Genomic DNA, 24,760 nt, shown 5'->3' with positions numbered 1-24,760 from the left:
ATTCCATGCCCGTGAACCTGTCCGCTCCCGATCCCGCCGCGCTGTTCGCGGTGCCCGGCGTCCGCATCGGCGTGGCCGAAGCCGGCGTGCGCAAGGCCAACCGCAAGGACCTGACCGTCGTGCTGATCGACGAAGGCTCGGCGGTCGGCGGCGTGTTCACGCAGAACCGCTTCTGCGCCGCCCCGGTGCAGGTCTGCCGCGACCACCTGAAGGCCAACTACGGCATTCGCGCGATGGTGATCAACACCGGCAACGCCAACGCCGGCACCGGCGAAGACGGCCTGATGCGCACGCGCTCCACCTGCATCGCGCTGGCGCGTCACCTGGAACTCGCGCCCGAACAGATCCTGCCGTTCTCGACCGGCGTGATCATGGAGCCGCTGCCCGTGGACCGCATCGAAGCCGGCCTGCCGGCCGCGCTGGCCGACGCGTCGGAAAACAACTGGGCCCGTGCCGCCGAAGGCATCATGACCACCGACACGATCCCCAAGGCGTTCAGCCGCCAGGTGCAGATCGGCGGTGCCACGGTCACCATCACCGGCATCAGCAAGGGCGCCGGCATGATCCGCCCGAACATGGCGACCATGCTCGGCTTCATGGCGACCGACGCGAAGATCGATCCGGCACTGATCCAGCCGCTGGCCACGCAGCTGGCCGACGCCTCGTTCAACCGCGTGACCATCGACGGCGATACCTCGACCAACGACTCGTTCGTGGTCATCGCCACACAGAAGGCCGCGCACGCGACCATCACCTCGCTCGACTCGGCCGACGGCCAGGCGCTCGTGGCCGCGATGCGCGACGTGGCCCGCCTGCTGGCGCAGGCCATCGTGCGTGACGGCGAAGGCGCGACCAAGTTCATCACCATCCAGGTCGACGGCGGCAAGGACGGGGCCGAGTGCCGCCAGGTGGCCTATGCCGTGGCGCATTCGCCGCTGGTCAAGACCGCTTTCTTCGCCAGCGACCCGAACCTGGGCCGCATCCTGGCGGCCGTCGGCTATGCCGGCATTCCCGACCTCGACCAGACCGGCATCGACCTGTTCCTGGACGACGTGCACGTGGCGGTGAAGGGCGGACGCAATCCGTCGTACCGTGAGGAAGACGGCCAGCGCGTGATGAAGCAGAGCGAGATCACCGTGCGCATCGGCCTGGGCCGCGGCACCGCCAGCGACACCGTGTGGACCTGCGACTTCAGCCACGAATACGTCACGATCAACGCCGACTACCGGTCATGAACGAGCAGTTCCAGAAGCTCATCGAGCGCGCCGAACAGCTCATCGGCCGCATCGAATCGATCCTGCCGCAGCCGCTGGCCGCGCCGACCGACTGGAGCGCCTCCATCGCCTGGCGCTATCGCCGCCGCAGCTCCGGCCATGGCGTGCTGGAGCCCGTGAAGCACGTGGCCACGATGGCGCTCGATTCGCTGAGGGAAATCGACGTCCAGAAGGAAAAGATCGAGCGCAACACGCGCCAGTTCGTCGAAGGCAAGCCGGCCAACAACGTGCTGCTGACCGGCGCACGTGGCACGGGCAAGTCGTCGCTGATCCGCGCCTGCCTGCAGGCCTACGCGCCGCAGGGCCTGCGCCTGATCGAGGTCGACAAGGCCGAGCTCACCGACCTGCCCGACATCGTCGAGGTGGTCTCGCAGCGCCCCGAGAAGTTCATCGTCTTCAGCGACGACCTGAGCTTCGACGAGGGCGAGCCGGGCTACAAGGCGCTCAAGTCGATCCTCGACGGATCGATTGCCGCCTCGACGCCCAACGTGCTGATCTACGCCACCAGCAACCGGCGCCACCTGCTGCCCGAGTACATGAAGGACAACCTCACGTACAAGCACACGGACGACGGCGAGGTGCATCCGGGCGAGGTGATCGAAGAGAAGATCTCGCTGTCGGAGCGCTTCGGCCTCTGGGTGAGCTTCTACCCCTTCAGCCAGAACGAATACCTGACGATCGTGGGCCAGTGGCTCTCGTCGTTCGGCGTCGACGACGCGGCCATCGCGGCGGCGCGGCCCGAGGCGCTCGTGTGGGCCCTGGAGCGCGGCTCGCGCAGCGGCCGCGTGGCCTACCAGTTCGCGCGCGACTACGCAGGGCGGGCCGGCGCGTGAGCGAGGCTGTGACATCGGCGCGCAAGCACACCGAAGTGGCCGTCGGCGTGCTGATCCGCCTGGCCGACGAGGCGCTGCTCCTCACCACGCGCCCCGAAGGCAAGGCCTATGCAGGCTACTGGGAGTTTCCGGGCGGCAAGATCGAGGCCGGTGAAACGGTCGAGGAAGCCCTGCGCCGCGAGCTGCAGGAAGAGCTGGGCATCACCATCGGTGGCGCCGAGGTCTGGAAGGTCACGGAGCACGACTACCCGCACGCGCTGGTGCGCCTGCACTGGTGCAAGGTGACGGACTGGACCGGCGAGTTCGAAATGCGCGAAAGCCAGGCCATGGCCTGGCAGCAACTGCCGCTCGACGTGGCGCCGGTGCTGCCGGGCGCACTGCCGGTGCTGGCGTGGCTGGTCGAGGAACGCGGCCTGCCCGCGTCGGCCGCCGAGGCGGTGTCGAGCGTCGCCTGACGACGCACGGCACGACCGTGGTCCAGAAGTAAGAGATATGCATCCCAAGTACCGTGCCGACATCGACGGCCTGCGCGCCGTGGCCGTGGCCTCGGTCGTCATCTTCCACGCGTTCCCGAAGCTGCTGCCGGGCGGCTTCATCGGCGTCGACATCTTCTTCGTGATCTCGGGCTTCCTGATCACGACGATCATCATGCAGAGCCACGCGGCCGGCGATTTCAGCTACCGCGATTTCTACGCACGGCGCATCCGTCGGATCTTCCCGGCACTGATGCTGATGCTGGCGGGCGTGCTCGCCTTCGGCTGGTACGTGCTGCTGAACAAAGAATTCGTCGAGCTGGGCAAGCAGGCGCTGGGCGGCGTGGGCTTCGTGGCCAACTTCGTCTTCTGGAGCGAGGCGGGGTATTTCGACACGGCCGCCGAGACCAAGCCGCTGCTGCACCTGTGGTCGCTGGGCATCGAGGAGCAGTTCTACATTTTCTGGCCGCTGCTGCTCGGGCTGGCCTGGCGCCGTCGCTGGCCGATCGTGCGGGTGTTGTGGGTGCTGGCGGTGGTGTCGTTCCTCATCAACGTGACGACGATCCACCCGTTCCGCACGGCGGCCTTCTATTCGCCGGCCTCGCGCTTCTGGGAACTCATGGTGGGCGGCATCCTGGCCTGCATGCGGATGAAGCCGTCGGCACCGAGCGTCTGGCGCAGCCATGTGCAGTCGGTGCTGGGCGTGGGCCTGATCGTGCTGGGCCTCGTGATGATCCGCAGCGACAAGGCCTTCCCCGGCTGGTGGGCGCTGCTGCCGACGCTGGGTGCGGTGAGCTGCATTGCGGCCGGCCCGACGGGGGTGCTGAACAAGTACTTCCTGTCGAACCGCGCGATGGTGTGGATCGGCCTGATCAGCTATCCGCTGTACCTGTGGCACTGGCCGCTCCTGGTGTATGCGCGGATCGTCAAGGGCGCGGAGCCGTCGGTGGGCACGCGCGTGACGATGGTGGTCGCGAGCGTGCTGCTGGCCTGGCTGACCTATCGCTTCATCGAGCGGTTCACGCGAGCCCGCCTGGGCGCGGGCATGCTGCGCACGCTCGTGGGCACCGGTGCCTTCGTGGCCGTGGCCGGCGTGGCGGTGCTCAACGGTTTGCCCGCCCGCCACAACAGCGAACTGCTGCAGAAGGTGACCGATGCGACGGTGGACGGCGACTACTACGCCGGCTTTTCCTCGGAGAACTTCGGCCCCTACGCGGTGAATCGCATCGGCAACGGCGCCCGCAAGGTGCTGTTGATCGGCGACAGCCACGTCATCGAGTACGGCCCGCGTGCCGCGGAGCTGGCACGCCTCGCGCCCGAGCGCATGGCGACCACGTACTTCTTCACCTACGGCGCATGCCCGGCCATTCCGAACGTCTTCGCCGAGCAGAACCCGGGCTGCGGCCCGGCCCGCGACCAGTGGATGGCGATGGCACGCGACCCGCAGATCGACACCGTGCTGATCGGCAGCTGCTGGAACTGCTACTTCACGGGCGATTTCCCGCTGGACTACGTGCTGCGCGCGAACGGCGCGTCGCTCTCCCTGACCCGCGGCGACCGCGCCGGCATCGAGCCCTCGCTGGTGGCGCTGCAGGCGTGGGTGACCGAGCTGGTCAAGCAGAAGAAAAAGGTCTATCTGCTGCTCGACAACGCGCTGGGTGACGACTTCGAACCCCGCCGCATGATCGAGGGCAGCCGGCTGCGCACGCTCTCGGTGGTGGGCAATTCGCCGACCGCGCCCGTGCTCGCCGACCAGGTGAAGCTCAACCAGCGGCTCCTGCAGATTGCGGCCGCCAGCGGCGCGGAGGCGATCGACGTGCTGGGCGCCCTGTGCAAGGACGGCCAGTGCCCGCGGACGATGCCTGACGGTGCGCCGGCCTACAAGGACCACGGCCACCTGCGGCCCGCGTTCACGCGGCAGTTCGCGACCTACCTGGACAAGGTGTTCCTGGAAGAGGGCGTGCAGCCCGCGGCGGCCAATTGACGACCCCGCAGCCTTGGGCTGCGGTGGCGTGCAGGCAATCTATTGCTGCAGCTTGGGATCGCCGAAGGGCTCTTCGTCGGGCGGTGTCTCCGCCGGCATCCTGAATTCCTCGGTCGCCCAGGCGCCGAAGTCGATGCCCTTGCAGCGTGCGCTGCAGAACGGCCGGAACGGGTTGCGCTCCGCATAAATGCTGTCGCCGCCGCAGGTCGGGCAGCGGACGATGCGTTCGTCTTCTTTCTTCTTGCTCACACCGGGCCTCACGCGCAGAGGGTCAGTTCGAAGGGGGTGTCTTCGGTGCTCGGGTGCAGGCGGTCGTCGGCCTCGTGCCGCATGAGCCGCACCGAGACCATGAGGCGGTTGCCGCTGATTTCCGGGACCAGGCCCAGCTTGGGATCGATGCGCAGCCGCAGCAGCTGGAAGCTGCGTCCCTGCGGCAGGTTCTGCTGGAACTGCCCGTGGGTGGCGATCACCTTGTAGGGCACGTCGGCGTCGCGCAGCAGCTTGAGCAGCAGGTAGATCGACGAGGCCAATGGCGACAGCGTGTTCGACCAGCGTTCCAGGTCGGCGCGGCGGCTGGCCGGCGTGCGGTGCTGCCAGGCGTAGTAGGCGGGCAGGTCGAACTCGCAGGTGCCGCCCGGAATGCCGGCGCGGCTGCGGATGCTCATGAGCCACTCGTTCTCGGTGAGTGCCTGTCCCGCCTTGCCGGCCACGCCGTTGAGCGCGCTGAAGTTGCGTTCGAGCTGGTCGACGACCTGGTTCAGCACCGTCTCGGCGATGGCCGGATTGCCCCGGTAGCTGTTGAAGACGTTCTTGTGCTTGTCGAGGTCGCGCAGGACGTCGGCCTTGAGGTCGGCGCGTGCCGCCACGTCCATGATCTCGAAGATCGTGACCAGGGCGTAGTGGTGCGAAAGCGGCGATTCCGAGGGCACCAGTTCCCCGAGACGACGGAACAGATGCTCCAGCCTCAGGTACGTGCGGATGCGCTCGTTGAAGGGGTACTCGTAGAGGATCACGCGTATTTGTCGGTTTCCTGTCGCGGAATCATAACTTCAGGGCGATTTGGAAGGGGGTGTGGGCATCACTTCACGCACCGCGGCCAGCATGCGCTCGCCGAGTGCGAGCTGTCCGTGCATGGACATGTGCGTGTCGTTCGAGAAGTAGAAGTCGCGGATCTGCGTGTGCTTTTCGCGGGTGAAGGCGTACAGGTCGGGGCCGAGCTTCGCGTCGCGGAAGCCGCTTTCGAAGTCTTTCGAGAAATCGGGCTTGAGGTAGACCGTGGTCTTGTTGGGCACCACCATCCACAGGAGCGGGATGGTGCTGTGCGCAGCGGTGAAGTTCTTCATTCGCGCCAGCGTGTCGGAGGTCAGCGGGCCATTGTCCTCGTCTTCCTGGAAGAAGGGCATCCGGTCGCACTGGCGATGCGAGAAGAATTTGCAACCGTCGGGGACTTTCCTTACCCAGGTGTCACGATCGAAATAGGTGTCTACCGGCGAGTTCTTGGCCTTCCACGTGTGGTAGTAGGTCACGACACCGGTCATGTACTGGACTTCCCAGTTGGGCGCGAAGGCCGGCACGGTCTCGTCGGGCTCGATGAGGGGCTCGGCCTTGGCGCTGTAGGGGAAGATGGTCTTGCCGTCCTTGCAGCGCTCGCTGTAGCGCATGCGCATGTCCAGCAGGCGCTCCACGCTTTCGATGATGACCAGCTTGCCCTTGAAGCCGGAGTCGTGGACCCACTGGCTGAAGTCGCCGCACAGCGATTCGCCGTACTGGCCCCAGTAGGAGGTCGAGACCCGGTAGCCGGCCTTGGCGAGCACGGACTGCCAGCGGTGCGTCATGGAGAAGCTGTCGCCGACGACCATCACGTCCGCCTGTTCGATGGGTGTGCTGGCGAGGTAGACCGGGTCGACCTTGGGCGGCGGGTCGCGCCAGCCGAACTCGCGTTCGGACAGGCGCCCGATGCGCGTGAGGTCGCCGTAGGGCACCGGGCTGGTGAGCGAAATGATCCACAGGGCCATCAGGACGAAATAGCCGAAGAGGAAGAACCGCAGCCAGACTTTCGCGGGCGTCGTGGTCGTCGTCATGTCGAATCAGAATTGGAAATAGAGGAAGGGGCTGTAGCCGCCCAGCTTCGAAACGCACCACGCGAACAGTGCGAAGGTACCGATGGCGAGCACCACGGTCGACAGGCGGGCCATCACCGGGCGGCCAGCCATCGACTTCGGATGGGGGATCCAGCGCTCCAGGGTGATGGTCGGCGGCAGCGTCAGGCAGATGACGATCGCCACCAGCATGAGCTGGAAGAACTCCGGCTTGCGGAACGGCACCTTGCCGAACTCGCTGAACGCCGAGACCGGCGCGCCGTGCAGGCCCAGCATGCCCTTGTAGATGGACATGGCCGTGTTCATGCCGTCGGCGCGGAAGACGATCCAGGCCACCACCACGCACAGGAAGGTCAGCAGCCAGCCCAGCACGCGTGCGATGCGTCCCGGGGTGGCATTGCGACGGACCTTGGCGTTCCAGAGGTGGTTGACCATCAGGAACGCGCCGTGCATCGCGCCCCAGACCACGAAGGTCCAGGCCGCGCCATGCCACAGGCCGCCCAGCAGCATCGTGAGGAACAGGTTCAGGTAGCGCCGCGCCGGGCCCTTGCGGTTGCCGCCCAGCGGCACGTAGAGGTAGTCGCGCAGGAAGGTCGACAGCGAGATGTGCCAGCGGCGCCAGAACTCGATGATGTTGGTCGACTTGTAGGGCGAGCGGAAGTTCAGCGGCAGCTGCACGCCCAGGCACATCGAGAGGCCGACGGCCATGTCCGAGTAGCCCGAGAAGTCGAAATAGATCTGCAGCGTGTAGGCCAGCGCGCCGAACCATGCGGTGTACAGCGTGGGCTCGATGCCCTTGTGAACGCCGTTGAACATCAGGTCGGCGTACTGCCCCATGGGGTCGGCGATCAGCAGTTTCTTGGCGAGGCCGAAGACGAAGATCGTGAGGCCGATGGCGACCTTGTTCGGGTCCATCCGGTAGGTCGCGGGGTTCGCGAACTGCGGCATCATCTGCGCGTGGTGCAGCACCGGGCCCGCGATCAGGTGCGGGAAGTAGGTGACGAACAGCACGTAGTGGATGAAGCTGCGTTCGTGCACTTTGCCCTGCCAGCAGTCGACCAGGAAGGCGATCTGCGTGAAGGTGTAGAACGAGATGCCGATCGGCAGCACGATGTGCACCAGCTCGATCGGCGTGAGGCCCGCCGCGACCAGCCCCGCATCGACGTTTTCCAGGAAGAAGTTGGCGTACTTGAAGACGGCCAGCACGCCCAGGTTGATCACCAGCGAGGCGATCAGCAGCGTCTTGCGCTTGCGGTCGTTGCGCCCCGGCGCGGGCGTCAGCTGCAGGCCGAACCAGTAGTTGACGCAGATGGAACCCAGCAGCAGCGGCAGGGCCTGCACGCTCCACCAACCGTAGAAGAACAGCGAGGCCAGTCCGAGGAAGCCGGCGGCGGCGCGGGCGTTGCGCTTGCCGATCAGGAAGAACCCGATCAGGACCAGCGGGAAATAGACAAAAATGAAAGGATACGAGTTGAAAAGCATCTCGGGGAGGGCACTGCAGTGGCGAGCGCCTTTTTGTCGTAATCGTTATAGAGCCGCCGGGGCGGCTGGTCTCGGATTATCGCGTGGTGGCCGCAGCCCACAGCTTCCAGAGACCCCGCACCTCGGTGCCCAGTTCCGCGAGCGTCAACGACTCGTTGTAAATCACGGCGTCGGCGGCGGCCCGGCGCGCCTTGCGCGGCGCCTGCTGGGCGATCACGGTGCGCACGGCCTCGGGCTCCCATCCCGAGCGTGCGACCACGCGCTGCAGCTGCGTGTCTTCGTGGGCATCGACCACCAGCACGCGGTCCACGAGGGCCCGCCAGCGGCCGGATTCGACCAGCAGCGGGACATCGAACACGACGATGGCATCGTCGCCTGCCGCGGCGGCTTGGCGTTGCGTCTCGGTGCCAATCAGCGGGTGCAGGATCGCTTCGAGACGGGCCTTGGCGCCCGCGTCGGCGAACACCAGCTGGCGCATGGCGGCCCGGTCGAGGCCGCCGTCGGGCGCGATGACGGAAGGGCCGAACGCGGCCTCGAGGGCGGGCATCGCAATGCCGCCGGCCTGCGCGATGCTGCGTGCGATGGCGTCGGTGTCGACCAGCACCGCCCCTTCGGCCACCAGCAACGACGCGACCGTGCTCTTGCCGCTGCCGATGCCGCCGGTCAGGCCGATGCGCTTCACCGCCATGCCGCTGCTGTTCCTAGAGCGCCAGGGCCCCAAAGGGGAAGGCAAAGGGGATCCACTGCTTCACGACGGCGGGACCGGCCACGAGGCAGATCAGGCCGGCGCCGGCCAGGAAGGGGCCGAAGGCGATGGGAATGTCCTTGTGGGCCAGCTTGCCGGCGAAGCGCAGCGTGAGGCCGATCACGGCGCCCACCACCGAGGAGACGAGGATGATTGCAATGAGGTAGTCGGCGCCGAGCCAGGCGCCCAGAGCGGCGAGCAGTTTGAAGTCCCCATGTCCCATGCCTTCCTTGCCTGTGGCCAGGCGGTAGGCATGGTACACAAGCCACAGGCTCAGGTAGCCGAACACGGCGCCCCAGACCGCGGTGTTCAGGCTGACGCCGGTCCAGCCCATGGCGGCACCGACCAGACCGAGCCAGAGCAGCGGGTAATTCAGGGCGTCGGGCAGGAACTGGGTGTCGAAGTCGATGAGGAACTGGCAGATCAGCAGGGCGCCGAAGGCCGCCCAGAGCGCGCCCGTGGGGGTGATGCCGAAGCGGTGTGCGCACAGGGCGAACAGCGCGCCCGTGATCAACTCGACGAGGGGGTAACGGGGGCTGATCGAGGTCTTGCAGCTGGCGCACCGGCCACGCAGCACGAGGTAGCTGAGCACGGGGATGTTCTGGTACCAGCGGATCTTGTGGCCGCACGCGCCGCAGCGCGAAGCGGGGCGGGTGAGGTCGAAGGGCGGGAGCTTCTCGAGCGCTTCGGCGGCCTTGTCGGCGGCAGCCTCGAGCCCTGCGGGCGGCACGGCCTTCGGACCGAAGACCAGCGACCAGAGCGACGGCATGTCCTTCGACGACATGAGATTGGCGACCGCATCGCTCAGCCAGCCCCGGTACATCATGACCGGGGTGCGGTAGATCACCACGTTGAGGAAACTGCCGATCAATAGCCCCAGCACACCGGCCAATGCGGTGTCGAACCCTTGCGACACCAGCATCAGACGACCTGGCCGAGCTTGAAGATGGGCAGGTACATCGACACCACGATGCCGCCGATGATGACGCCCAGGAACACGATGATGATGGGTTCCATCAGGCTGGAGAGGCCGGCGACCATGTCGTCGACTTCGGACTCGTAGAAGTCGGCGGCCTTGCCGAGCATGTGGTCGATCGAGCCTGATTCCTCGCCGATGGCGGTCATTTGAATCACCATCGAGGGGAACAGGTTGACGTTGGTCATGGCCGTCGTGAGGCTGGTGCCGGTCGAGACCTCCTGCTGGATCTTGGCGGTGGCGTCGCCGTACACCGAGTTGCCCGATGCGCCGCCCACCGAGTCGAGCGCCTCCACCAGCGGCACGCCGGCCGCGAACATGGTGGCGAGCGTGCGGGTCCAGCGGGCGATGCAGGATTTCTCGATCAGCGTGCCGAAGACGGGAATGCGCAGCAGCAGGCGGTCCATGACTTTCTGGACGCGCTCATTGCGTTTCCACGCTTGCAGAAAGAAGTAAATGCCACCGCCGAGCACGCCGAAGATCAGCCACCAATAGGAAACAAAAAATTCGCTGATCGCCATGACGAATAACGTCGGCGCAGGCAGGTCGGCGCCGAACGAGGTGAACACCTCCTTGAACGCGGGGATCACGAAGATCATGATGATCGCCACCACCACGAAGGCCACGACGACCACCGAGGTCGGGTACATCAATGCCGACTTGATCTTGGATTTGATCGCCTCGGTCTTCTCCATGTAGGTGGCCAGGCGGTCGAGCAGGTCTTCCAGGATACCGGCCGCCTCACCGGCCTCCACCAGGTTGCAGTAGAGGTTGTCGAAGTATTTCGGAAACTTGCGAAAAGCGGCCGACAGTGAGGTGCCGGTCTCGACGTCGCTGCGGATGTCGTTCAGCAGCTTGGCGACGCTCGGGTTCGCGTTGCCGCGGCCGACGATGTCGAAGGACTGCAGCAGCGGCACGCCCGCCTTCATCATGGTCGCGAGCTGGCGCGTGAAGATCGCGATGTCCTTGGGCTTGATCGCCTTGCCCGAGCGCATGCGGCGCTTCTTGATCTTGGAGGCCAGCACGCCCTGGCGACGCAAGGCCGCCTGCACCTGGTTCTCCCCGGCGGCGCGAAGTTCGCCGCGCACCAGCTTGCCGTTGCGGTCCTTGCCTTCCCATTCGAAGACGAATTCCTTGTGCGTGACCTGGGAGCGGGAGGATGCCACTGTTGCCATTCGATCTCCGGTGTTCAGTGTGTTCGTTATAGGTTGGTGCAGGCGACGACTTCTTCGAGCGAAGTGAGGCCCTGCATGACTTTGCGAAGGCCGGACTGGCGCAGCGAGCGCACGCCTTCGGCTTCGGATTGGTTCGCGATGTCCAGCGCACTGCCGTCGCGCAGGATGATTTCCTGGATGGCTTCCGAAATCGGCATCACCTGGTAGATGCCGACCCGGCCCTTGTAGCCGCCGCTGCAGGCGGCGCAGCCGACCGGGCGGTAGGGCTTCCAGGTGCCGTTGATGTCTTCCTCTTGGAAGCCGGCATCGAGCAGGGCTTCGCGCGGGATGTCGATCGGCGCGCGGCACAGCATGCACAGCCGGCGCGCGAGGCGTTGCGCGGTGATCAGGATCACGCTCGACGCGATGTTGAACGGCGCGATGCCCATGTTGCGCATGCGCGTGAGTGTGGTCGGGGCGTCGTTGGTGTGCAGCGTCGACAGCACCAAGTGACCGGTTTGCGCGGCCTTGATCGAGATATCGGCGGTTTCGAGGTCGCGGATTTCGCCGACCATGATGATGTCGGGATCCTGCCGCAGGAAGGCACGCAGCGCGGCCGCGAAGGTGAGGCCGGCCTTCTCGTTGACGTTGACCTGATTGACCCCAGGCAGGTTGATTTCCGACGGGTCTTCCGCCGTCGCGATGTTGACGCCCGGCTGGTTGAGCAGGTTCAGGCAGGTGTAGAGCGACACGGTCTTGCCTGAACCCGTGGGGCCGGTCACCAGCACCATGCCGTAGGGGCGGCCGATGGCGTGGAGGAGTCGTTCTTTCTCGTCGGCGTCGTAGCCCAGGGCGTCGATGCCCATGCGCGCGCTGCTCGGGTCCAGGATACGCACGACGATCTTCTCGCCGAACAGCGTGGGCAGCGTGCTCACACGGAAGTCGATCACGCGGTCGGGGCCGATCTTGAGCTTCATGCGGCCGTCTTGCGGCACGCGTTTTTCCGAGATGTCGAGCCGCGAAATGACCTTGATGCGCGAGGCCAGCTTGTCCTTGATGACCGTGGGTGGGCTGGCGATTTCGCGCAGCTCGCCGTCGACCCGGAAGCGCACCCGGTAATGGTGTTCGTAGGGCTCGAAGTGGATGTCCGAGGCCCGCATGCTGACTGCGTCGAGCAGCATCTTGTGCAGGAAGCGCACCACAGGGGCGTCTTCGACTTCGGCGATGGCCTGCTCGTTGGCATCGCCCGAGGTGTCGGCCGTGACGTCGTCGAACTCGAACTCGGTGCCGACGATGCTGTTGATGGTTTCAGCCGCGCTCGCTGCAGCGGCTTCGATCATGCGCGAGAGCTTGTCGTACTCGGCGATGACCCAGTCCACGCCCATCTGCGACGCGAACTTGATTTTTTCCGCGGCCTGCTGGTCCGACGGGTCGGCCGTCGCGACGATCAGGCGGTTGTTGCGCTTGCTGAGAACGACGATGCGGTACGCATGGCAGAGCTTCGGATCGAGCAGGTCCTTGGGCAGGCGCTGGTGATCGATGGCATCGAGGTCGAGCAGCGGGGCGCCGAAGGCGCTCGACAGGGTGTGCGCGAGGTCCGCAGCCGAGACGGCACCGGTGCCGGTCAGTTCGGCGATGAAGCTGGTGCGGCCGCTCAGTGACTTCTGATAGATGTCTTCGGCTGTCTTCGCCGCGAGCTTGCCAGCCGACACGAGGGCGCGCGCCAGGCCGGGAAGGGCGATCTGCGTAGTTTCTTTAACGGGAATTTCGGCAGCGGCCATTCAGCGAATGCAAAAGATGTGAAAAAGTGCTTCACGATCATCGCTGAACACGCCTGTGCTGTAAATCGTTACACAGCAACAGGGGCTGACATTAACTGGACCAGTCGAGAAAAACTGGTCGGGGTGAGAGGATTCGAACCTCCGGCCTCTACGTCCCGAACGTAGCGCTCTACCAGGCTAAGCTACACCCCGATTGGTTGCAAGAAAAAGAACTCGTCCTAGATGCCAACTCTGTGGAGGTGTTTCAGGCACGTCGCTCAAGCAACTGAGCCGCCAATTGTAGCAAACCTGAAGCGTGCAAATTCGACGGAAGGTCGCGCAATGCATGAATTGCGCGTTCGGCCTCTGCCGCAGCAGCCGCGCGTGAGGCTTCCAGCGCGCCGGTTTCGCGAACGATCTCGACGATTTTCCCCAGCTGGGCGGTGTCGCCGGCCTCGATGGCGGCACGCACCAGTGCGCTCTGCTCAGGGGTGCCGCGTTGCATGGCGAAAATCAGTGGCAAAGTGGTCTTGCCTTCGCGCAGGTCGTCTCCGACGTTCTTCCCGGTTTCCTGGGCGTCGCCTGCGTAGTCGAGCACGTCGTCGATCACCTGGAAGGCGGTGCCCAGCGCTTGTCCATAGGTGGCGCAGGCTTCTTCGACTTCGGGTGTCGTGCCGGCCAGCACGGCCGCCAGCCGGGTGCTCGCCTCGAATAGCTTGGCGGTCTTGGAACGGATCACGCGCAAGTACGCCGCTTCGTCCAGCGAGGCGTCGTGCATGTTCATCAGCTGCAGCACTTCGCCTTCCGCGATCACGTTGGTCGCTTCGGCCAGGATCTGCATGATGCGCATGTTGTTTGCATCCAACATCATCTGGAAGGCGCGCGAATACAGGAAGTCGCCCACCAGCACGCTGGCGGGATTGCCGAAGGATTCGTTGGCGGTGGCGCGGCCGCGGCGCAGGGTCGATTCGTCGACCACGTCGTCGTGCAGCAGCGTGGCGGTGTGGATGAACTCCACCACGGCCGCCAGGTTGAAGCGCTGTTCGCCCGTGTAGCCGAGCGCGCCTGCCATGAGCAGCAGCAGTGCCGGGCGCAGCCGCTTGCCGCCGGCCGAGATGATGTATTGCGAAACTTGGCTGACCAGCGGAACGCCGGTGTTCAGGCGTTGGGCGATCACACGGTCGACTTCGACCATGTCGCCGGCAATCAGGTCCAGCACGGTGGCGGTGGGGGAGGTGTCGGCGGCGGGAACTGGCAAAGCGAAGGCGCGGGGCGCTGCGAGGATGAGGGCGGCCCTGGAGGCCGGAACGCGCGAATTATAGGGAGCCGTGCACGATTCCCTGGAGCGTCTCAGCGTCGGGGTGGTGAGTGTCCGCAAACCGCGCTATAATCTTGGGCTCTGCGGAATTCGCTGCGGAGACTCATTTCTAAGAGGTTTACATGTACGCGGTCATAAAAACCGGCGGCAAGCAGTATCGCGTTGCTTCCGGCGAGAAAATTAAAGTAGAACAGATTGCTGCGGACGTAGGCCAGGAAATCGTGATCGACCAGGTTCTGGCTGTCGGAAACGGCGCTGAAATCAAGGTTGGCACGCCCCTGGTGTCCGGCGCAACGGTGACAGTCACGGTGCTGTCGCACGGCCTGCACGACAAGGTTCGCATCTTCAAGATGCGCCGTCGCAAGCACTATCAAAAACGTCAAGGCCATCGCCAGCAGTTCACCGAACTGCAAATCGGCGCGATCGCCGGCTAAGGAGCACATTCCATGGCACAGAAAAAAGGCGGCGGCTCCACGCGAAACGGGCGCGATTCCAAGCCCAAGATGCTCGGCGTGAAGGCCTTCGGCGGCGAACTGATCAGCGCAGGCTCGATCATCGTGCGCCAGCGCGGCACCCAGTTCCACCCCGGCGTGAACGTCGGCGTGGGCAAGGACCACACGCTCTTCGCCCTGGTCGACGGCCACGTGTCGTTCGGTCACAAGGGTGCGCTGAACAAGCACATGGTCAACGTGACGCCCGCGGCCTAAGCCCCGCAGTCACTTCGATCTTTCCGAGGCCCCGCATTGCCGGGGCTTCTTCATTTGTAAACTGGACATCCCATGAAGTTCGTCGACGAAGCCTTCATCGACATCGCCGCGGGCGATGGCGGCAACGGCTGCGTGTCGTTCCGTCATGAGAAGTACAAGGAGTTCGGCGGCCCCAACGGCGGCGACGGCGGCCGTGGCGGCCACGTGTTCGCAGTGGCCGACTCGAACCTCAACACTCTGGTCGATTTCCGCTACTCGCGCCGGCACGAAGCCAAGCGTGGCGAGCACGGCATGGGCTCCGACATGTTCGGCGCCGCGGGCGACGACATCGTCCTCAAGATGCCCGTCGGCACGATCATCACCGACGCTGAAACGGGTGAGGTGTTGTACGAGCTGCTCAAGGACGGCGAGGTCATCACCATCGCCAAGGGCGGCGACGGCGGCTTCGGCAACATGCGCTTCAAGAGCGCGATCAACCGCGCGCCGCGCCAGAAGACGCCCGGCTGGCCCGGCGAGAAGAAGAGCCTCAAGCTCGAACTCAAGGTGCTGGCCGACGTGGGCCTGCTGGGCATGCCGAATGCTGGCAAATCGACGCTGATCAGCGCCGTTTCGAACGCCCGTCCGCGCATTGCCGACTACCCCTTCACCACGCTGCACCCGAACCTCGGTGTCGTACGCGTCGGCCCCGAGCAGAGCTTCGTGGTGGCCGACCTGCCCGGTCTGATCGAAGGCGCCTCGGAAGGCGCCGGCCTTGGTCACCTGTTCCTGCGCCACCTGCAGCGCACCCGCCTGCTGCTGCACGTGGTCGACATGGCACCGTTCGACGACAGCGTCGACCCGGTCGCTCAGGCCAAGGCCCTCGTGGCCGAGCTCAAGAAGTACGACGCGGCGCTGCACGAGAAGCCGCGCTGGCTGGTGCTGAACAAGCTGGACATGGTGCCGGACGACGAGCGCGCCGCGCGCGTCAAGGACTTCGTCAAGCGCCTGCGCTTCAAGGGCCCGGTCTTCGAGATCTCGGCGCTCACGCGCGAAGGCTGCGAGCACCTGATCAAGGCCGTGTACCAGCAGGTCAAGGCGCAGCAAGTGGCCGAGCACGAAACCGTCGTGGTCGATCCGCGCTTCGTTCCGCTGCCGCCCGAAGGAAACTGAGGGCGTCGCGGCACCTTCGGTGCTGCAAAATGGATAGCAAGCAGCGCAGGCTGCATTCCTGAAACACGCCTTCTTTCTTCATGACCTCGAATTCCGGTTCCACTGCCTTGCGGGATGCCCGCCGTATCGTCGTCAAGGTGGGCTCCAGCCTCGTGACCAACGAGGGGCGCGGCCTCGATGAAGGCGCCATCGGCGAGTGGTGCCGGCAACTGGCTGTGCTGGTGCGCGACGGGCGCGAAGTGGTCATGGTGTCGAGCGGCGCGATCGCCGAAGGCATGAAGCGCCTGGGTTGGAAGACCCGTCCGCACGAAGTGCACGAGCTTCAGGCGGCGGCGGCCGTCGGGCAGATGGGCCTGGCCCAGATGTACGAGACCAAGCTGCGCGAGAACCAGATCGGCAGCGCGCAGGTGCTGCTGACGCACGCCGACCTCGCGGACCGCGAGCGCTACCTCAACGCACGCTCGACCCTGGTCACGCTGCTGCGCCTGGGTGTGGTGCCGGTGATCAACGAGAACGACACAGTCGTCAACGACGAGATCAAGTTCGGCGACAACGACACGCTCGGCGCGCTGGTCGCCAATCTGGTCGAGGCCGATGCCCTGATCATCCTGACCGACCAGAAGGGCCTGTACACGGCCGACCCGCGCAAGGACCCCGACGCGAAATTCGTGCACGAAGCTGCCGCAGGCGATCCGGCGCTCGAAGCCATGGCAGGCGGCGCCGGCTCGAGCATCGGGCGCGGCGGCATGATCACCAAGATCCTCGCGGCCAAGCGCGCGGCGGGGTCCGGTGCTTCCACGGTCATCGCCTGGGGCCGCGAAGCCGACGCGCTGCTGCGACTCACGCTCGGCGAATCGATCGGCACGCTGCTGGTGGCGCAGACCGCCAAGCACCAGGCGCGCAAGCGCTGGATGGCCGATCACCTGCAGCTGCGTGGTGCCGTCATCGTCGACGCCGGTGCAGCTGCGAAGGTGCGCGGCGAAGGCAAGAGCCTGTTGCCGATCGGCATGACGGGCGTGTCGGGTGAGTTCTCGCGCGGCGACGTGATCGCGGTGCGCGACGTCGACGGCGTCGAGCTGGCCCGCGGACTGGCCAACTATTCGAGCGTGGAGGCCCGGCTGCTGTGCCGCAAGCCTTCGGCCGAGTTCGAGCGGCTGCTGGGTTATGCGGCCGAGCCGGAGATGGTGCACCGCGACAACATGGTGCTGATGCCCGGTTGATCTTCAGGGCGGGGCGCCGTGCCCCGCCGCCGGTTCACGGCAGTTCGCGCAGCGGATTGCGGATGTTCTGCACCATCTCTGTGACCGAGCTGCGCGGCGCGTTGCCGCGGCACAGGCCCTGCGACGCCAGCGCCGGCACGTAGCTGGAGTTCATGTCCCTCACGCGCTTCCACTCGGGCGACTTCGTTTCCTGCCAGGCACCGTTGTTGAAGCGGGCATAGCTCTTCATCTCCGCCGTCGAGCAGCGCACGCCTTCGTAGAACGCGTTGACGGCGCCACCGGCCCGGTTCTGTGCCACCACCACGTAGCGCACGATGCCGTCCTTCGTGATGGCGATGGTGTTCGGATCGACGCCGAACTTCAGCGTCATGTAGGGCGGCATCGCGATCGGCAGCAGACGGCTTTCGCTGAAGGCGGGCGGCGGCGGCACCGCAGTTTCTTCCCACTCCTTGTCCTGCTCAGTGCTCTTGGGCGCTGGCGGCATGCCGGCCTGGGCCCAGTCGGGGTTGTCGGTGTCGTAGCCGCGGGAGGCGCAGGCGGCCAGCAGGCCGACGCAGGCGATGACGAGCGCACGCTCAGCGTGGCGTCGGGAAAGAAGAGGGCGCGCTGTTCTTGGGAGGAGGTTCATCGCTCGCAGAAGGAATGTCGGGATGCGGGTCGAAGCTGCCGCCGGGCGGCAGGTCGAGGCCCGCAGGTGCTCCATGGTCCAGCGTGTGGCGCTCGAATTCTCGGGCGCGCACGTTGCTGCGCAGGAAGCGGTTGCGGAAATCCTGCCGGGGCAGGTAGCGAGCAAGCTCGGTAAGCGCCATCTCGTAGACGCCGCGCTTGAACTCGACGACCACGTCGAGCGGGACCCAGTAGTCATGCCAGCGCCAAGCGTCGAATTCGGGATGGTCGGTGGCACGCAGGTTGAGATCCCAGTCGTGGCCGACAAGTTGCAGCAGATACCAGATCTGCTTCTGGCCTTTGTAGTGGCCCCGTGCGTCACGGCGGATGAACCGATCCGGCACCTCGTAGCGCAACCAGTCGCGGGTACGGGCCACGATGCGCACATGCTCCGGGTGGAGCCCGACTTCCTCGTGCAGTTCCCGGAACATGGCTTGCTCGGGACTTTCGCCACGGTCGATGCCGCCTTGCGGAAACTGCCAGGAATGCGTGCGTATGCGCTTGCCCCAGAAAACCTGGTTTCTCTGGTTGAGCAGGATGATGCCGACGTTGGGCCTGAAGCCGTCCCGGTCGAGCATAATCAAACCCCAATTTTTGAACTGAGTCGATTATGCATGCCGGGTTGCACTCGGCAAGCGACCGGTTCCGGGCTCTCAGGGTCTCTCCGGGGTGCCTGTCTCCCTCCTCACTTCGAACCCACCTGCGCGATCCCGATGAAAGCTTCCCGATTCTTTGTCTCCACCCTGAAGGAAGCGCCCGCTGACGCCGAGGTCGCGAGCCACCGCCTCATGATGCGGGCCGGCATGATCAAGAAGCTCGGCACGGGCATCTACACGTACATGCCCATGGGCCTGCGCGTGATCCGCAAGGTCGAGGCCATCGTGCGCGAGGAAATGAACCGCGCCGGCGCCGTCGAGCTCACGATGCCCGTGGTGCAGCCGGCCGAGTTCTGGCAGGAGACCGGTCGCTTCGAGAAGATGGGCCCCGAGCTCCTGCGCATCAAGGACCGCCACGACCGCGACTTCGTGATCCAGCCCACCAGCGAAGAGGTGGTGACCGACATCGCGCGCCAGGAAATCCGCAGCTACAAGCAGCTGCCGAAGAATTTCTACCAGATCCAGACCAAGTTCCGCGACGAGCGCCGTCCGCGCTTCGGCCTGATGCGCGGGCGCGAGTTCATCATGAAGGACGCCTACAGCTTCGACCGCGACCTCGACGCGGCCAAGGCCAGCTACCAGGTGATGGCCCAGGCCTACCGCAACATCTTCGACCGCTTCGGCCTGCGCTACCGCGCCGTCGCGGCCGACAGCGGCGCCATCGGCGGCGACCTGAGCGAAGAGTTCCAGGTGATCGCCGCCACCGGCGAAGACGCCATCGTCTACTGCCCCGATAGCAATTACGCCGCCAACATGGAAAAGGCCGAGGCGCTCGCCCCGGCCGGCCCGCGTCCCGCCGCCGCCAACGCGCTCGAGAAGACGCCCACGCCCGGCAAGAGCACCTGCGCCGACGTGGCCGAACTGCTCGGCGTGCCGCTGGCCACCACGGTCAAGTCGCTGGTGCTGGCCACCGACATCCTCGACGATGCTGGCAACATCCAGGGCGCGCAGATCTGCTGCTGCTGCTGCGCGGCGACCACGACATGAACGAGATCAAGGTCAGCAAGCTGCCCGGCCTGGACAAGGGCTTTCGCTTTGCCACCACCGCCGAGATCGACGAGCACTTCGGCTGCAAGCCGGGCTACCTCGGCCCGCTGAACCTCAAGAAGCCCGTCAAGCTCGTGGCCGACCGCGAGGCCGCCGTGCTGGCCGACTGGATCACCGGCGCCAACGAGATCGACTTCCACATGACCGGCGTCAACTGGGGCCGCGACCTGCCCGAGCCCGACCTGGTCGCCGACCTGCGCAACGTGGTCGCCGGCGACGCCTCGCCCGACGGCAAGGGCGTGCTGGCCATCGAGCGCGGCATCGAGGTGGGCCACGTCTTCGTGCTCGGCACCAAGTACAGCAAGGACATGAACGCCACCTACCTCGACGAAGGCGGCAAGCCGCAGTTCCTCGAGATGGGCTGCTACGGCATCGGCATCACGCGCCTGCCGGCCGCCGCCATCGAACAGAACCACGACGAGCGCGGCATCATCTGGCCCGACGCGCTGGCACCGTTCACCGTGGTGGTCTGCCCGATCGGCATGGACCGCAGCGCCGAGGTCAAGGTCGCGGCCGAAGCGCTCTACGAAGCACTGCTGGCCAAGGGCGTCGACGTGCTGCTGGACGACCGCGGCGAGCGCCCGGGCGCGATGTTCGCCGACTGGGAGCTGATCGGCGTGCCGCACCGCGTCGTCATTTCCGACCGCGGCCTCAAGGAAGGCCAGCTCGAGTACCAGGGCCGGCGCGACACCGCCGCCACCAAGGTGCCCGCGGCCGGCGTCGCCGACTTCATCGCTGGCAAGCTCGCGGCATGAGCGTGGCGGGGGGGCTTTCGCGACGCAGCTGCCTGCTGGGCAGCGTTGCGGCAGGCGCCCTGACGACGCTGGCACTGCCCCAGGTGGCCTGGGCCGGCGCGCAGATCGAAGAGCCGCTGATCGACTCGGTGCGCACCGCGCTGAGCTCGGCCATCCATAACAAGGCGCCGCCGGTGCCGCAGTTCGCCGACACCGAGGCCCGCCTCGCGCACCTGCGGTGGCTCGGCGAGATGAGCGAGCGCCTGCGCAAGAAGGTCGCCGACCCGGCCACGCGCATCGAGTTCCTGCAGACCGTCTGGTACGAGGCCAAGCGCTCGGGGCTCGACGTGAGCCTGGTGCTGGGGCTGATCCAGGTCGAGAGCAACTTCCGCAAGTTCGCGGTCTCCAGCGCCGGTGCGCGCGGCTACATGCAGGTGATGCCGTTCTGGACCCGCGTGATCGGCGACAGCGATTCGGCCAAGCTGTTCCACATGCAGACCAACCTGCGTTTCGGCTGCGTGATCCTGCGCCACTACCTCGACCGCGAGAAGGGCGACCTGTTCATGACGCTGGGCCGCTACAACGGCAGCCGGGGCCGCGCGCCGTACCCGAACGCGGTGTTCGCGAACCAGCGGCTGTGGGCTTACGTCGACAGGGACCGCTCGGCGGCCTGAAGGTCGTCGCTCAGTCGGCGACCACGGCCTTGGCGGTCGCCGAGCCCTTGGTGACCATCACCTGGTCGATGCGGTAGCTGTCGACGTCCATCACCTCGAAGGTGTAGCCGCCCCAGGTCACGCTGTCCGTGCGCTTGGGCACGCGGCGCAGCATCACCATCAGGAAGCCGGCCAGCGTCTCGTACTCCTCGGCATGCGGCAGCTCGTCGATGTGCAGGGCGCGCTGCACGTCCTGGATGGGCGTGATGCCGTCGATCAGCCACGAGTTCTCGTCGCGCTTCACGATCTGCTCTTCTTCGGGTGTCGAGGTCGACACCAGGTCGCCCATCACCGTGCTCATCACGTCGTTGAGCGTGATCACGCCGACCACCAAGCTGTACTCGTTGACGATGATCGCGAAGTCTTCGTGCGCCTGCTGGAACTGCTCGAGCACCTCGGTGAGCGAGAGCCGGTCGGGAATCACCAGTGCCTTGTGCAGCGTCAGGCCCTGGTCGAAGGCCAGTGGCTGGCCGCTGAGCACGCGCTGGAACATGTCCTTGGCATCCACGTAGCCCAGCACGTGGTCGATGTCGCCGTCGCACACTGGGTAGGCGGAATAGGGCTCGGCCACGATGCGCGCGCGCAGCACCGACTCGGGGTCGTCGTGCAAGAACCAGGCGATGCTCTCGCGCGCCGTCATCACGCTGCTGACAAGGCGCGTGTCGAGCTCGAACACGTTGGCGATCACCTGCTGCTCGCGCGCCGCCAGCACGCCGGCCTGCGCACCGGCCTCGGTCATGGCCAGGATGTCGGCCGAGGTGATCTTGTCGTCGCGTGCCATCGGCATGCCCAGCACCTTGAACAGCAGGTCGGTCGCGCGCGTGAAGAACCACACCAGCGGTTTGAAGGCGGTGATCAGCAGCAGCATCGGCCCGACGATGCGCACCGCGAGCCGTTCGGGCGCGCTCATGCCCAGGCGCTTGGGGAACAGGTCGGCGAACACCAGGAACACCGCGATCACTATCACGAACGAGCACAGGAAGGCGATGTTGGCCGACACCTCCACGCTGAGCCAGTTCTCGAAGAAGCGGGCGAAATACGGGCTCAACGAGCCTTCGCCCACCACGCCGCCGAGGATGGCCACGGCGTTCAGGCCGATCTGCACCACGGTGAAGTAGTGGCCCGGCTGCTCCTGCACGCGCAGCACCTTTTCCGCGCGCGGGTCGCCCTCGTCGGCCATCTGGCGCAGACGCAGGCGGCGCGAGGCGGCCAGGCAGATTTCGGCGAGGGAGAAGAAGGCGCTCATCGCGATCAGCAGCGCGATGATGAGCAGGCTTTGGGTGAGAGTCATGGCGGCACGTCGTAGACCGCCATGGTGCCATGACTGGCACCGGGTCCGGGCGCGCGCGGGGCGCGGCGCCCGTCAAACGGGGAGCGGGAGGCTCAGGCGGACGCGCCGCCGCCGATCACCTGCTGCAGCTCGCCCGACTCGTACATCTCCATCATGATGTCCGAGCCGCCCACGAATTCGCCCTTCACGTAGAGCTGGGGGATGGTGGGCCAGTTGCTGTATTCCTTGATGCCCTGGCGGATGCCGTCGTCTTCGAGCACGTTGACGGTCTTGAGCGTCTTGGTGTCGACGCCCACGGCCTTGAGGATCTGGATGGCGCGGCCCGAGAAACCGCACATCGGGAAGCTGGCGTTGCCCTTCATGAAGAGCACGAGTTCGTTGGACTTGACGAGGTCGTCGATGCGTTGTTGAGCGTCGGACATGGGGACTCCTGAAGAAAAGTGGGCTGGGGGGATTATTTCACCGTGCGCCAGATGCCGCCGGAGCAGCGCGCGATGCCGGCGAGGTCGTCACGGCTTTGCACCTCGGCAAAGCCGCGTTCGGCCAGCAGCCGGCGCACCGCCTCGGCCTGGTCGTGGCCGTGCTCCAGCAGCAGCCAGCCGCCGTCGGCCAGGTGGGCGGGCGCGTCGCGCACGATCTGGCGGATGTCGTCCAGGCCGTCGGCGCCCGCGACCAGCGCGCGGGTGGGCTCATGGCGCAGCGCGGGCAGGTGCGGATCGCCGGCGGCGATGTACGGCGGGTTGCTCGCGATGACCGCGTAGCCGTCGGCCGCGCCGTCGAGCCAGCTCGATTCGGTGAAGTGCACGGGCAGGCCCAGGCGCTGCGCATTGGCCCGGGCGACCGCGAGCGCGTCGGCGCTGGCGTCGACCGCGTCGACCTGCGCGTCGGGGCGCGCATGCTGCAGCGCCAGCGCGATCGCGCCGCTGCCCGTGCCGAGGTCGAGCACGCGCGGGGCCGGGCGGCTGTCCGGAGATGCAAGGCAGGCCAGGGCCCACTCGACCAGCGTTTCGGTGTCGGGGCGCGGCACCAGCACGCGGGCGTCGACCTGCAGCTGCAGGCCGTGGAATTCCTTCTCGCCCAGCAGGTAGGCGACCGGCTCGCCCGCCGTGCGGCGCGACAGCTGGCGCGCGAGCGCGGGCCAGGCTTCGCCGGGGAACGGGTCGGTGTCGTGCGCGAGCAGCCAGGCGCGGTCGTTCACGGGGCGGCCCAGCGCGTGCAGCAGCAGCAGCTGGGCGTCGAGGCGGTCGATGCCCAGGGCCATGGCCGCGGCCAGCGCCTGCGCCACGGTGGACGGTGCGGCGGCTTCGGTCATCACGCCGGCAGGCTCGATTCCAACTCGGCCAGCTGCTCGGCCTCGCGCGCGGCGCGCAGCGCCTCGAGCACGTCGCCCAGGTCGCCTTCCATGATGGCGAGCAGCTTGTAGAGCGTGAGGTTGATGCGGTGGTCGGTGAGCCGGCCCTGCGGGAAGTTGTAGGTGCGGATGCGGTCCGAGCGGTCGCCGCTGCCGATCAGGCCCTTGCGCATGGCGGCGTCCTTGGCGGCGCGCTCGCTGCGCTCCTTCTCCTGGATGCGCGCCGACAGCACCTGCAGCGCCTTCGCCTTGTTGCGGTGCTGGCTGCGATCGTCCTGGCACTCGGCCACGATGCCGGTCGGGATGTGCGTGATGCGCACGGCCGAGTCGGTCTTGTTGATGTGCTGGCCGCCGGCGCCGCTGGCGCGGTAGGTGTCGATGCGCAGGTCGGCCGGGTTGATCTGCACCGCCACGGTCTCGTCGGGCTCGGCCAGCACCGCGACCGTGCAGGCGCTGGTGTGGATGCGGCCCTGCGTCTCGGTGGCCGGCACGCGCTGCACGCGGTGGCCGCCCGACTCGAAGCGCAGGTGGCCGAACACGTCGTCGCCCACGATGCGGATCACCACTTCCTTGTAGCCGCCGAGCTCGCTCTCGCTTTCGCTCACCACCTCGCAGCGCCAGCCGGCGCGCTCGCAGTAGCGCGTGTACATGCGCAGCAGGTCGCCCGCGAAGAGGGCCGATTCGTCGCCGCCCGTGCCGGCGCGGATTTCCATGAAGGCGTTGCGCGCGTCGTCGGGGTCCTTGGGCAGCAGCAGGCGCTGCAGCTCGTCTTCGAGCTGCACGAGCTCGGCCTCGGCGCCGGCGATTTCTTCCCTGGCCATCTCGGCCATGTCGGGGTCATCGAGCATTTCCTTCGCGCCCGCGATGTCGGCCTCGCGCTGCTTGAAGCGCTCGTAGCGGCCGGCGATCTGCGTGACCTCGGCATGCTCGCGCGAGATGGTGCGGTACTGCGCCATGTCGCTCATGATGTCTTCGCGCGAGAGCAGGAAGTCGAGCTCGCCCAGGCGTTGGACGTAGCGTTCGAGTTGGTGACGCAGAAAAGATTTCACGACGGAAGGGGCTCGAAAAATAGGGAGGGAAACGCCGCAGTGCAGCGGCAGGGCGCATGAAAAGCGCGGCCCGCGCGGC

24 protein-coding genes, 1 tRNA gene and 1 pseudogene are annotated in these 24,760 nt (G+C 66.4%); 10 read left to right on the top strand and 16 right to left on the bottom strand.

The annotated features are described in order from the left end of the window. The first annotated feature begins 5 nt into the window (after positions 1-5). Genes argJ through ACAM52_RS20880 form a run of 4 tightly spaced genes read left to right on the top strand, consistent with a single transcriptional unit; the run spans position 6 to position 4,564 of the window. Complete coding sequence (argJ, locus tag ACAM52_RS20895; RefSeq protein WP_369644501.1) at positions 6-1,235, top strand: bifunctional glutamate N-acetyltransferase/amino-acid acetyltransferase ArgJ; 1,230 nt, start codon at positions 6-8, stop codon at positions 1,233-1,235. After that, the gene (locus ACAM52_RS20890; RefSeq protein ID WP_062474537.1) at positions 1,232-2,107 is read left to right on the top strand and encodes an ATP-binding protein; all 876 of its coding nucleotides are present in this window, start codon (positions 1,232-1,234) and stop codon (positions 2,105-2,107) included. The genes argJ and ACAM52_RS20890 overlap by 4 nt, the downstream gene beginning before the upstream one ends. Next, entirely contained in the window at positions 2,104-2,562 is a 459-nt protein-coding gene (locus tag ACAM52_RS20885) for an NUDIX domain-containing protein (protein WP_062474534.1), read from the top strand. Before ACAM52_RS20890 ends, ACAM52_RS20885 begins: the two co-directional genes overlap by 4 nt. Positions 2,563-2,599: 37 nt before the next feature. Beyond that, positions 2,600-4,564, top strand: coding sequence for an acyltransferase family protein (locus tag ACAM52_RS20880; protein ID WP_062474533.1), 1,965 nt, complete (start codon positions 2,600-2,602; stop codon positions 4,562-4,564). A 39-nt stretch (positions 4,565-4,603) separates the two neighbouring features. On the opposite strand, the gene ACAM52_RS20875 is transcribed toward ACAM52_RS20880, so the two are convergent. The 10 genes from ACAM52_RS20875 to ACAM52_RS20830 form a co-directional block, all read right to left on the bottom strand. Then, positions 4,604-4,813 (bottom strand): DNA gyrase inhibitor YacG, encoded by a 210-nt coding sequence (locus ACAM52_RS20875; protein WP_062474531.1) that lies wholly within the window; start codon positions 4,811-4,813, stop codon positions 4,604-4,606. An 8-nt stretch (positions 4,814-4,821) separates the two neighbouring features. Continuing rightward, entirely contained in the window at positions 4,822-5,577 is a 756-nt protein-coding gene (zapD, locus tag ACAM52_RS20870; protein ID WP_070063618.1) for a cell division protein ZapD, read from the bottom strand. A 36-nt stretch (positions 5,578-5,613) separates the two neighbouring features. Next, on the bottom strand, positions 5,614-6,645 hold the full coding sequence (locus tag ACAM52_RS20865; protein ID WP_062474527.1) for a hypothetical protein: 1,032 nt from the start codon (positions 6,643-6,645) through the stop codon (positions 5,614-5,616). A 6-nt stretch (positions 6,646-6,651) separates the two neighbouring features. Continuing rightward, a complete protein-coding gene (locus tag ACAM52_RS20860; protein WP_369644500.1) occupies positions 6,652-8,145 on the bottom strand; it encodes an MBOAT family protein in 1,494 nt (497 codons plus the stop codon). A gap of 76 nt (positions 8,146-8,221) precedes the next feature. Then, positions 8,222-8,833, bottom strand: a complete 612-nt coding sequence (gene coaE, locus ACAM52_RS20855) for a dephospho-CoA kinase (protein WP_369644499.1) — start codon at positions 8,831-8,833, stop codon at positions 8,222-8,224. A gap of 13 nt (positions 8,834-8,846) precedes the next feature. Beyond that, positions 8,847-9,812: an A24 family peptidase gene (locus ACAM52_RS20850; RefSeq protein ID WP_369644498.1), complete on the bottom strand. Its 966-nt coding sequence runs from the start codon at positions 9,810-9,812 to the stop codon at positions 8,847-8,849. Next, the gene (locus ACAM52_RS20845) at positions 9,812-11,041 is read right to left on the bottom strand and encodes a type II secretion system F family protein (protein ID WP_095949374.1); all 1,230 of its coding nucleotides are present in this window, start codon (positions 11,039-11,041) and stop codon (positions 9,812-9,814) included. The genes ACAM52_RS20850 and ACAM52_RS20845 overlap by 1 nt, the downstream gene beginning before the upstream one ends. A 26-nt stretch (positions 11,042-11,067) precedes the next feature. Then, on the bottom strand, positions 11,068-12,801 hold the full coding sequence (pilB, locus tag ACAM52_RS20840) for a type IV-A pilus assembly ATPase PilB (RefSeq protein ID WP_095949373.1): 1,734 nt from the start codon (positions 12,799-12,801) through the stop codon (positions 11,068-11,070). Between the two features lie 115 nt (positions 12,802-12,916). Further along, positions 12,917-12,993: transfer RNA gene (locus tag ACAM52_RS20835), tRNA-Pro, on the bottom strand. A 52-nt stretch (positions 12,994-13,045) separates the two neighbouring features. Next, on the bottom strand, positions 13,046-14,038 hold the full coding sequence (locus ACAM52_RS20830) for a polyprenyl synthetase family protein (RefSeq protein WP_070063612.1): 993 nt from the start codon (positions 14,036-14,038) through the stop codon (positions 13,046-13,048). Between the two features lie 182 nt (positions 14,039-14,220). On the opposite strand from ACAM52_RS20830, the gene rplU reads away from it, so the two are divergent. From rplU to proB, 4 genes are all read left to right on the top strand, one after another. Next, positions 14,221-14,532, top strand: a complete 312-nt coding sequence (gene rplU, locus ACAM52_RS20825) for a 50S ribosomal protein L21 (protein WP_062474515.1) — start codon at positions 14,221-14,223, stop codon at positions 14,530-14,532. Between the two features lie 12 nt (positions 14,533-14,544). Further along, positions 14,545-14,805, top strand: a complete 261-nt coding sequence (gene rpmA / locus ACAM52_RS20820; protein WP_013543198.1) for a 50S ribosomal protein L27 — start codon at positions 14,545-14,547, stop codon at positions 14,803-14,805. A gap of 72 nt (positions 14,806-14,877) precedes the next feature. Continuing rightward, the gene (cgtA, locus tag ACAM52_RS20815) at positions 14,878-15,954 is read left to right on the top strand and encodes an Obg family GTPase CgtA (protein ID WP_062474512.1); all 1,077 of its coding nucleotides are present in this window, start codon (positions 14,878-14,880) and stop codon (positions 15,952-15,954) included. 80 nt (positions 15,955-16,034) lie between these two features. Next, a complete protein-coding gene (proB, locus tag ACAM52_RS20810) occupies positions 16,035-17,174 on the top strand; it encodes a glutamate 5-kinase (protein WP_369644497.1) in 1,140 nt (379 codons plus the stop codon). A 34-nt stretch (positions 17,175-17,208) separates the two neighbouring features. On the opposite strand, the gene ACAM52_RS20805 is transcribed toward proB, so the two are convergent. Further along, a complete protein-coding gene (locus tag ACAM52_RS20805; protein ID WP_369644496.1) occupies positions 17,209-17,802 on the bottom strand; it encodes a CNP1-like family protein in 594 nt (197 codons plus the stop codon). Next, the gene (locus ACAM52_RS20800; protein WP_062474507.1) at positions 17,750-18,418 is read right to left on the bottom strand and encodes an RNA pyrophosphohydrolase; all 669 of its coding nucleotides are present in this window, start codon (positions 18,416-18,418) and stop codon (positions 17,750-17,752) included. Before ACAM52_RS20800 ends, ACAM52_RS20805 begins: the two co-directional genes overlap by 53 nt. Positions 18,419-18,553: 135 nt before the next feature. Here ACAM52_RS20800 and ACAM52_RS20795 point away from each other — a divergent pair. Further along, a pseudogene (locus tag ACAM52_RS20795) lies at positions 18,554-20,298 on the top strand (proline--tRNA ligase). Next, entirely contained in the window at positions 20,295-20,951 is a 657-nt protein-coding gene (locus tag ACAM52_RS20790; protein WP_369644495.1) for a lytic transglycosylase domain-containing protein, read from the top strand. The pseudogene ACAM52_RS20795 and the gene ACAM52_RS20790 overlap by 4 nt, the downstream one beginning before the upstream one ends. Positions 20,952-20,961: 10 nt before the next feature. Here ACAM52_RS20790 and ACAM52_RS20785 read toward each other — a convergent pair whose 3' ends face one another. From ACAM52_RS20785 to prfA, 4 genes are all read right to left on the bottom strand, one after another. After that, a complete protein-coding gene (locus ACAM52_RS20785; protein WP_369644494.1) occupies positions 20,962-22,281 on the bottom strand; it encodes a hemolysin family protein in 1,320 nt (439 codons plus the stop codon). 92 nt (positions 22,282-22,373) lie between these two features. Continuing rightward, positions 22,374-22,703, bottom strand: coding sequence for a Grx4 family monothiol glutaredoxin (grxD, locus tag ACAM52_RS20780; RefSeq protein ID WP_062474501.1), 330 nt, complete (start codon positions 22,701-22,703; stop codon positions 22,374-22,376). A 32-nt stretch (positions 22,704-22,735) separates the two neighbouring features. Further along, positions 22,736-23,593, bottom strand: a complete 858-nt coding sequence (prmC, locus tag ACAM52_RS20775) for a peptide chain release factor N(5)-glutamine methyltransferase (protein WP_369644493.1) — start codon at positions 23,591-23,593, stop codon at positions 22,736-22,738. Further along, positions 23,593-24,681 carry a peptide chain release factor 1 gene (gene prfA / locus ACAM52_RS20770; RefSeq protein ID WP_369644492.1) on the bottom strand — a complete coding sequence of 363 codons (1,089 nt, stop codon included), beginning with the start codon at positions 24,679-24,681 and terminating at the stop codon, positions 23,593-23,595. The genes prmC and prfA overlap by 1 nt, the downstream gene beginning before the upstream one ends. Between the last annotated feature and the right edge of the window lie 79 nt (positions 24,682-24,760).

This window comes from Variovorax sp. V118, from assembly GCF_041154445.1.
Taxonomy (GTDB): domain Bacteria; phylum Pseudomonadota; class Gammaproteobacteria; order Burkholderiales; family Burkholderiaceae_C; genus Variovorax; species Variovorax boronicumulans.
This window is presented reverse-complemented; position numbering and strand designations above follow the sequence as displayed.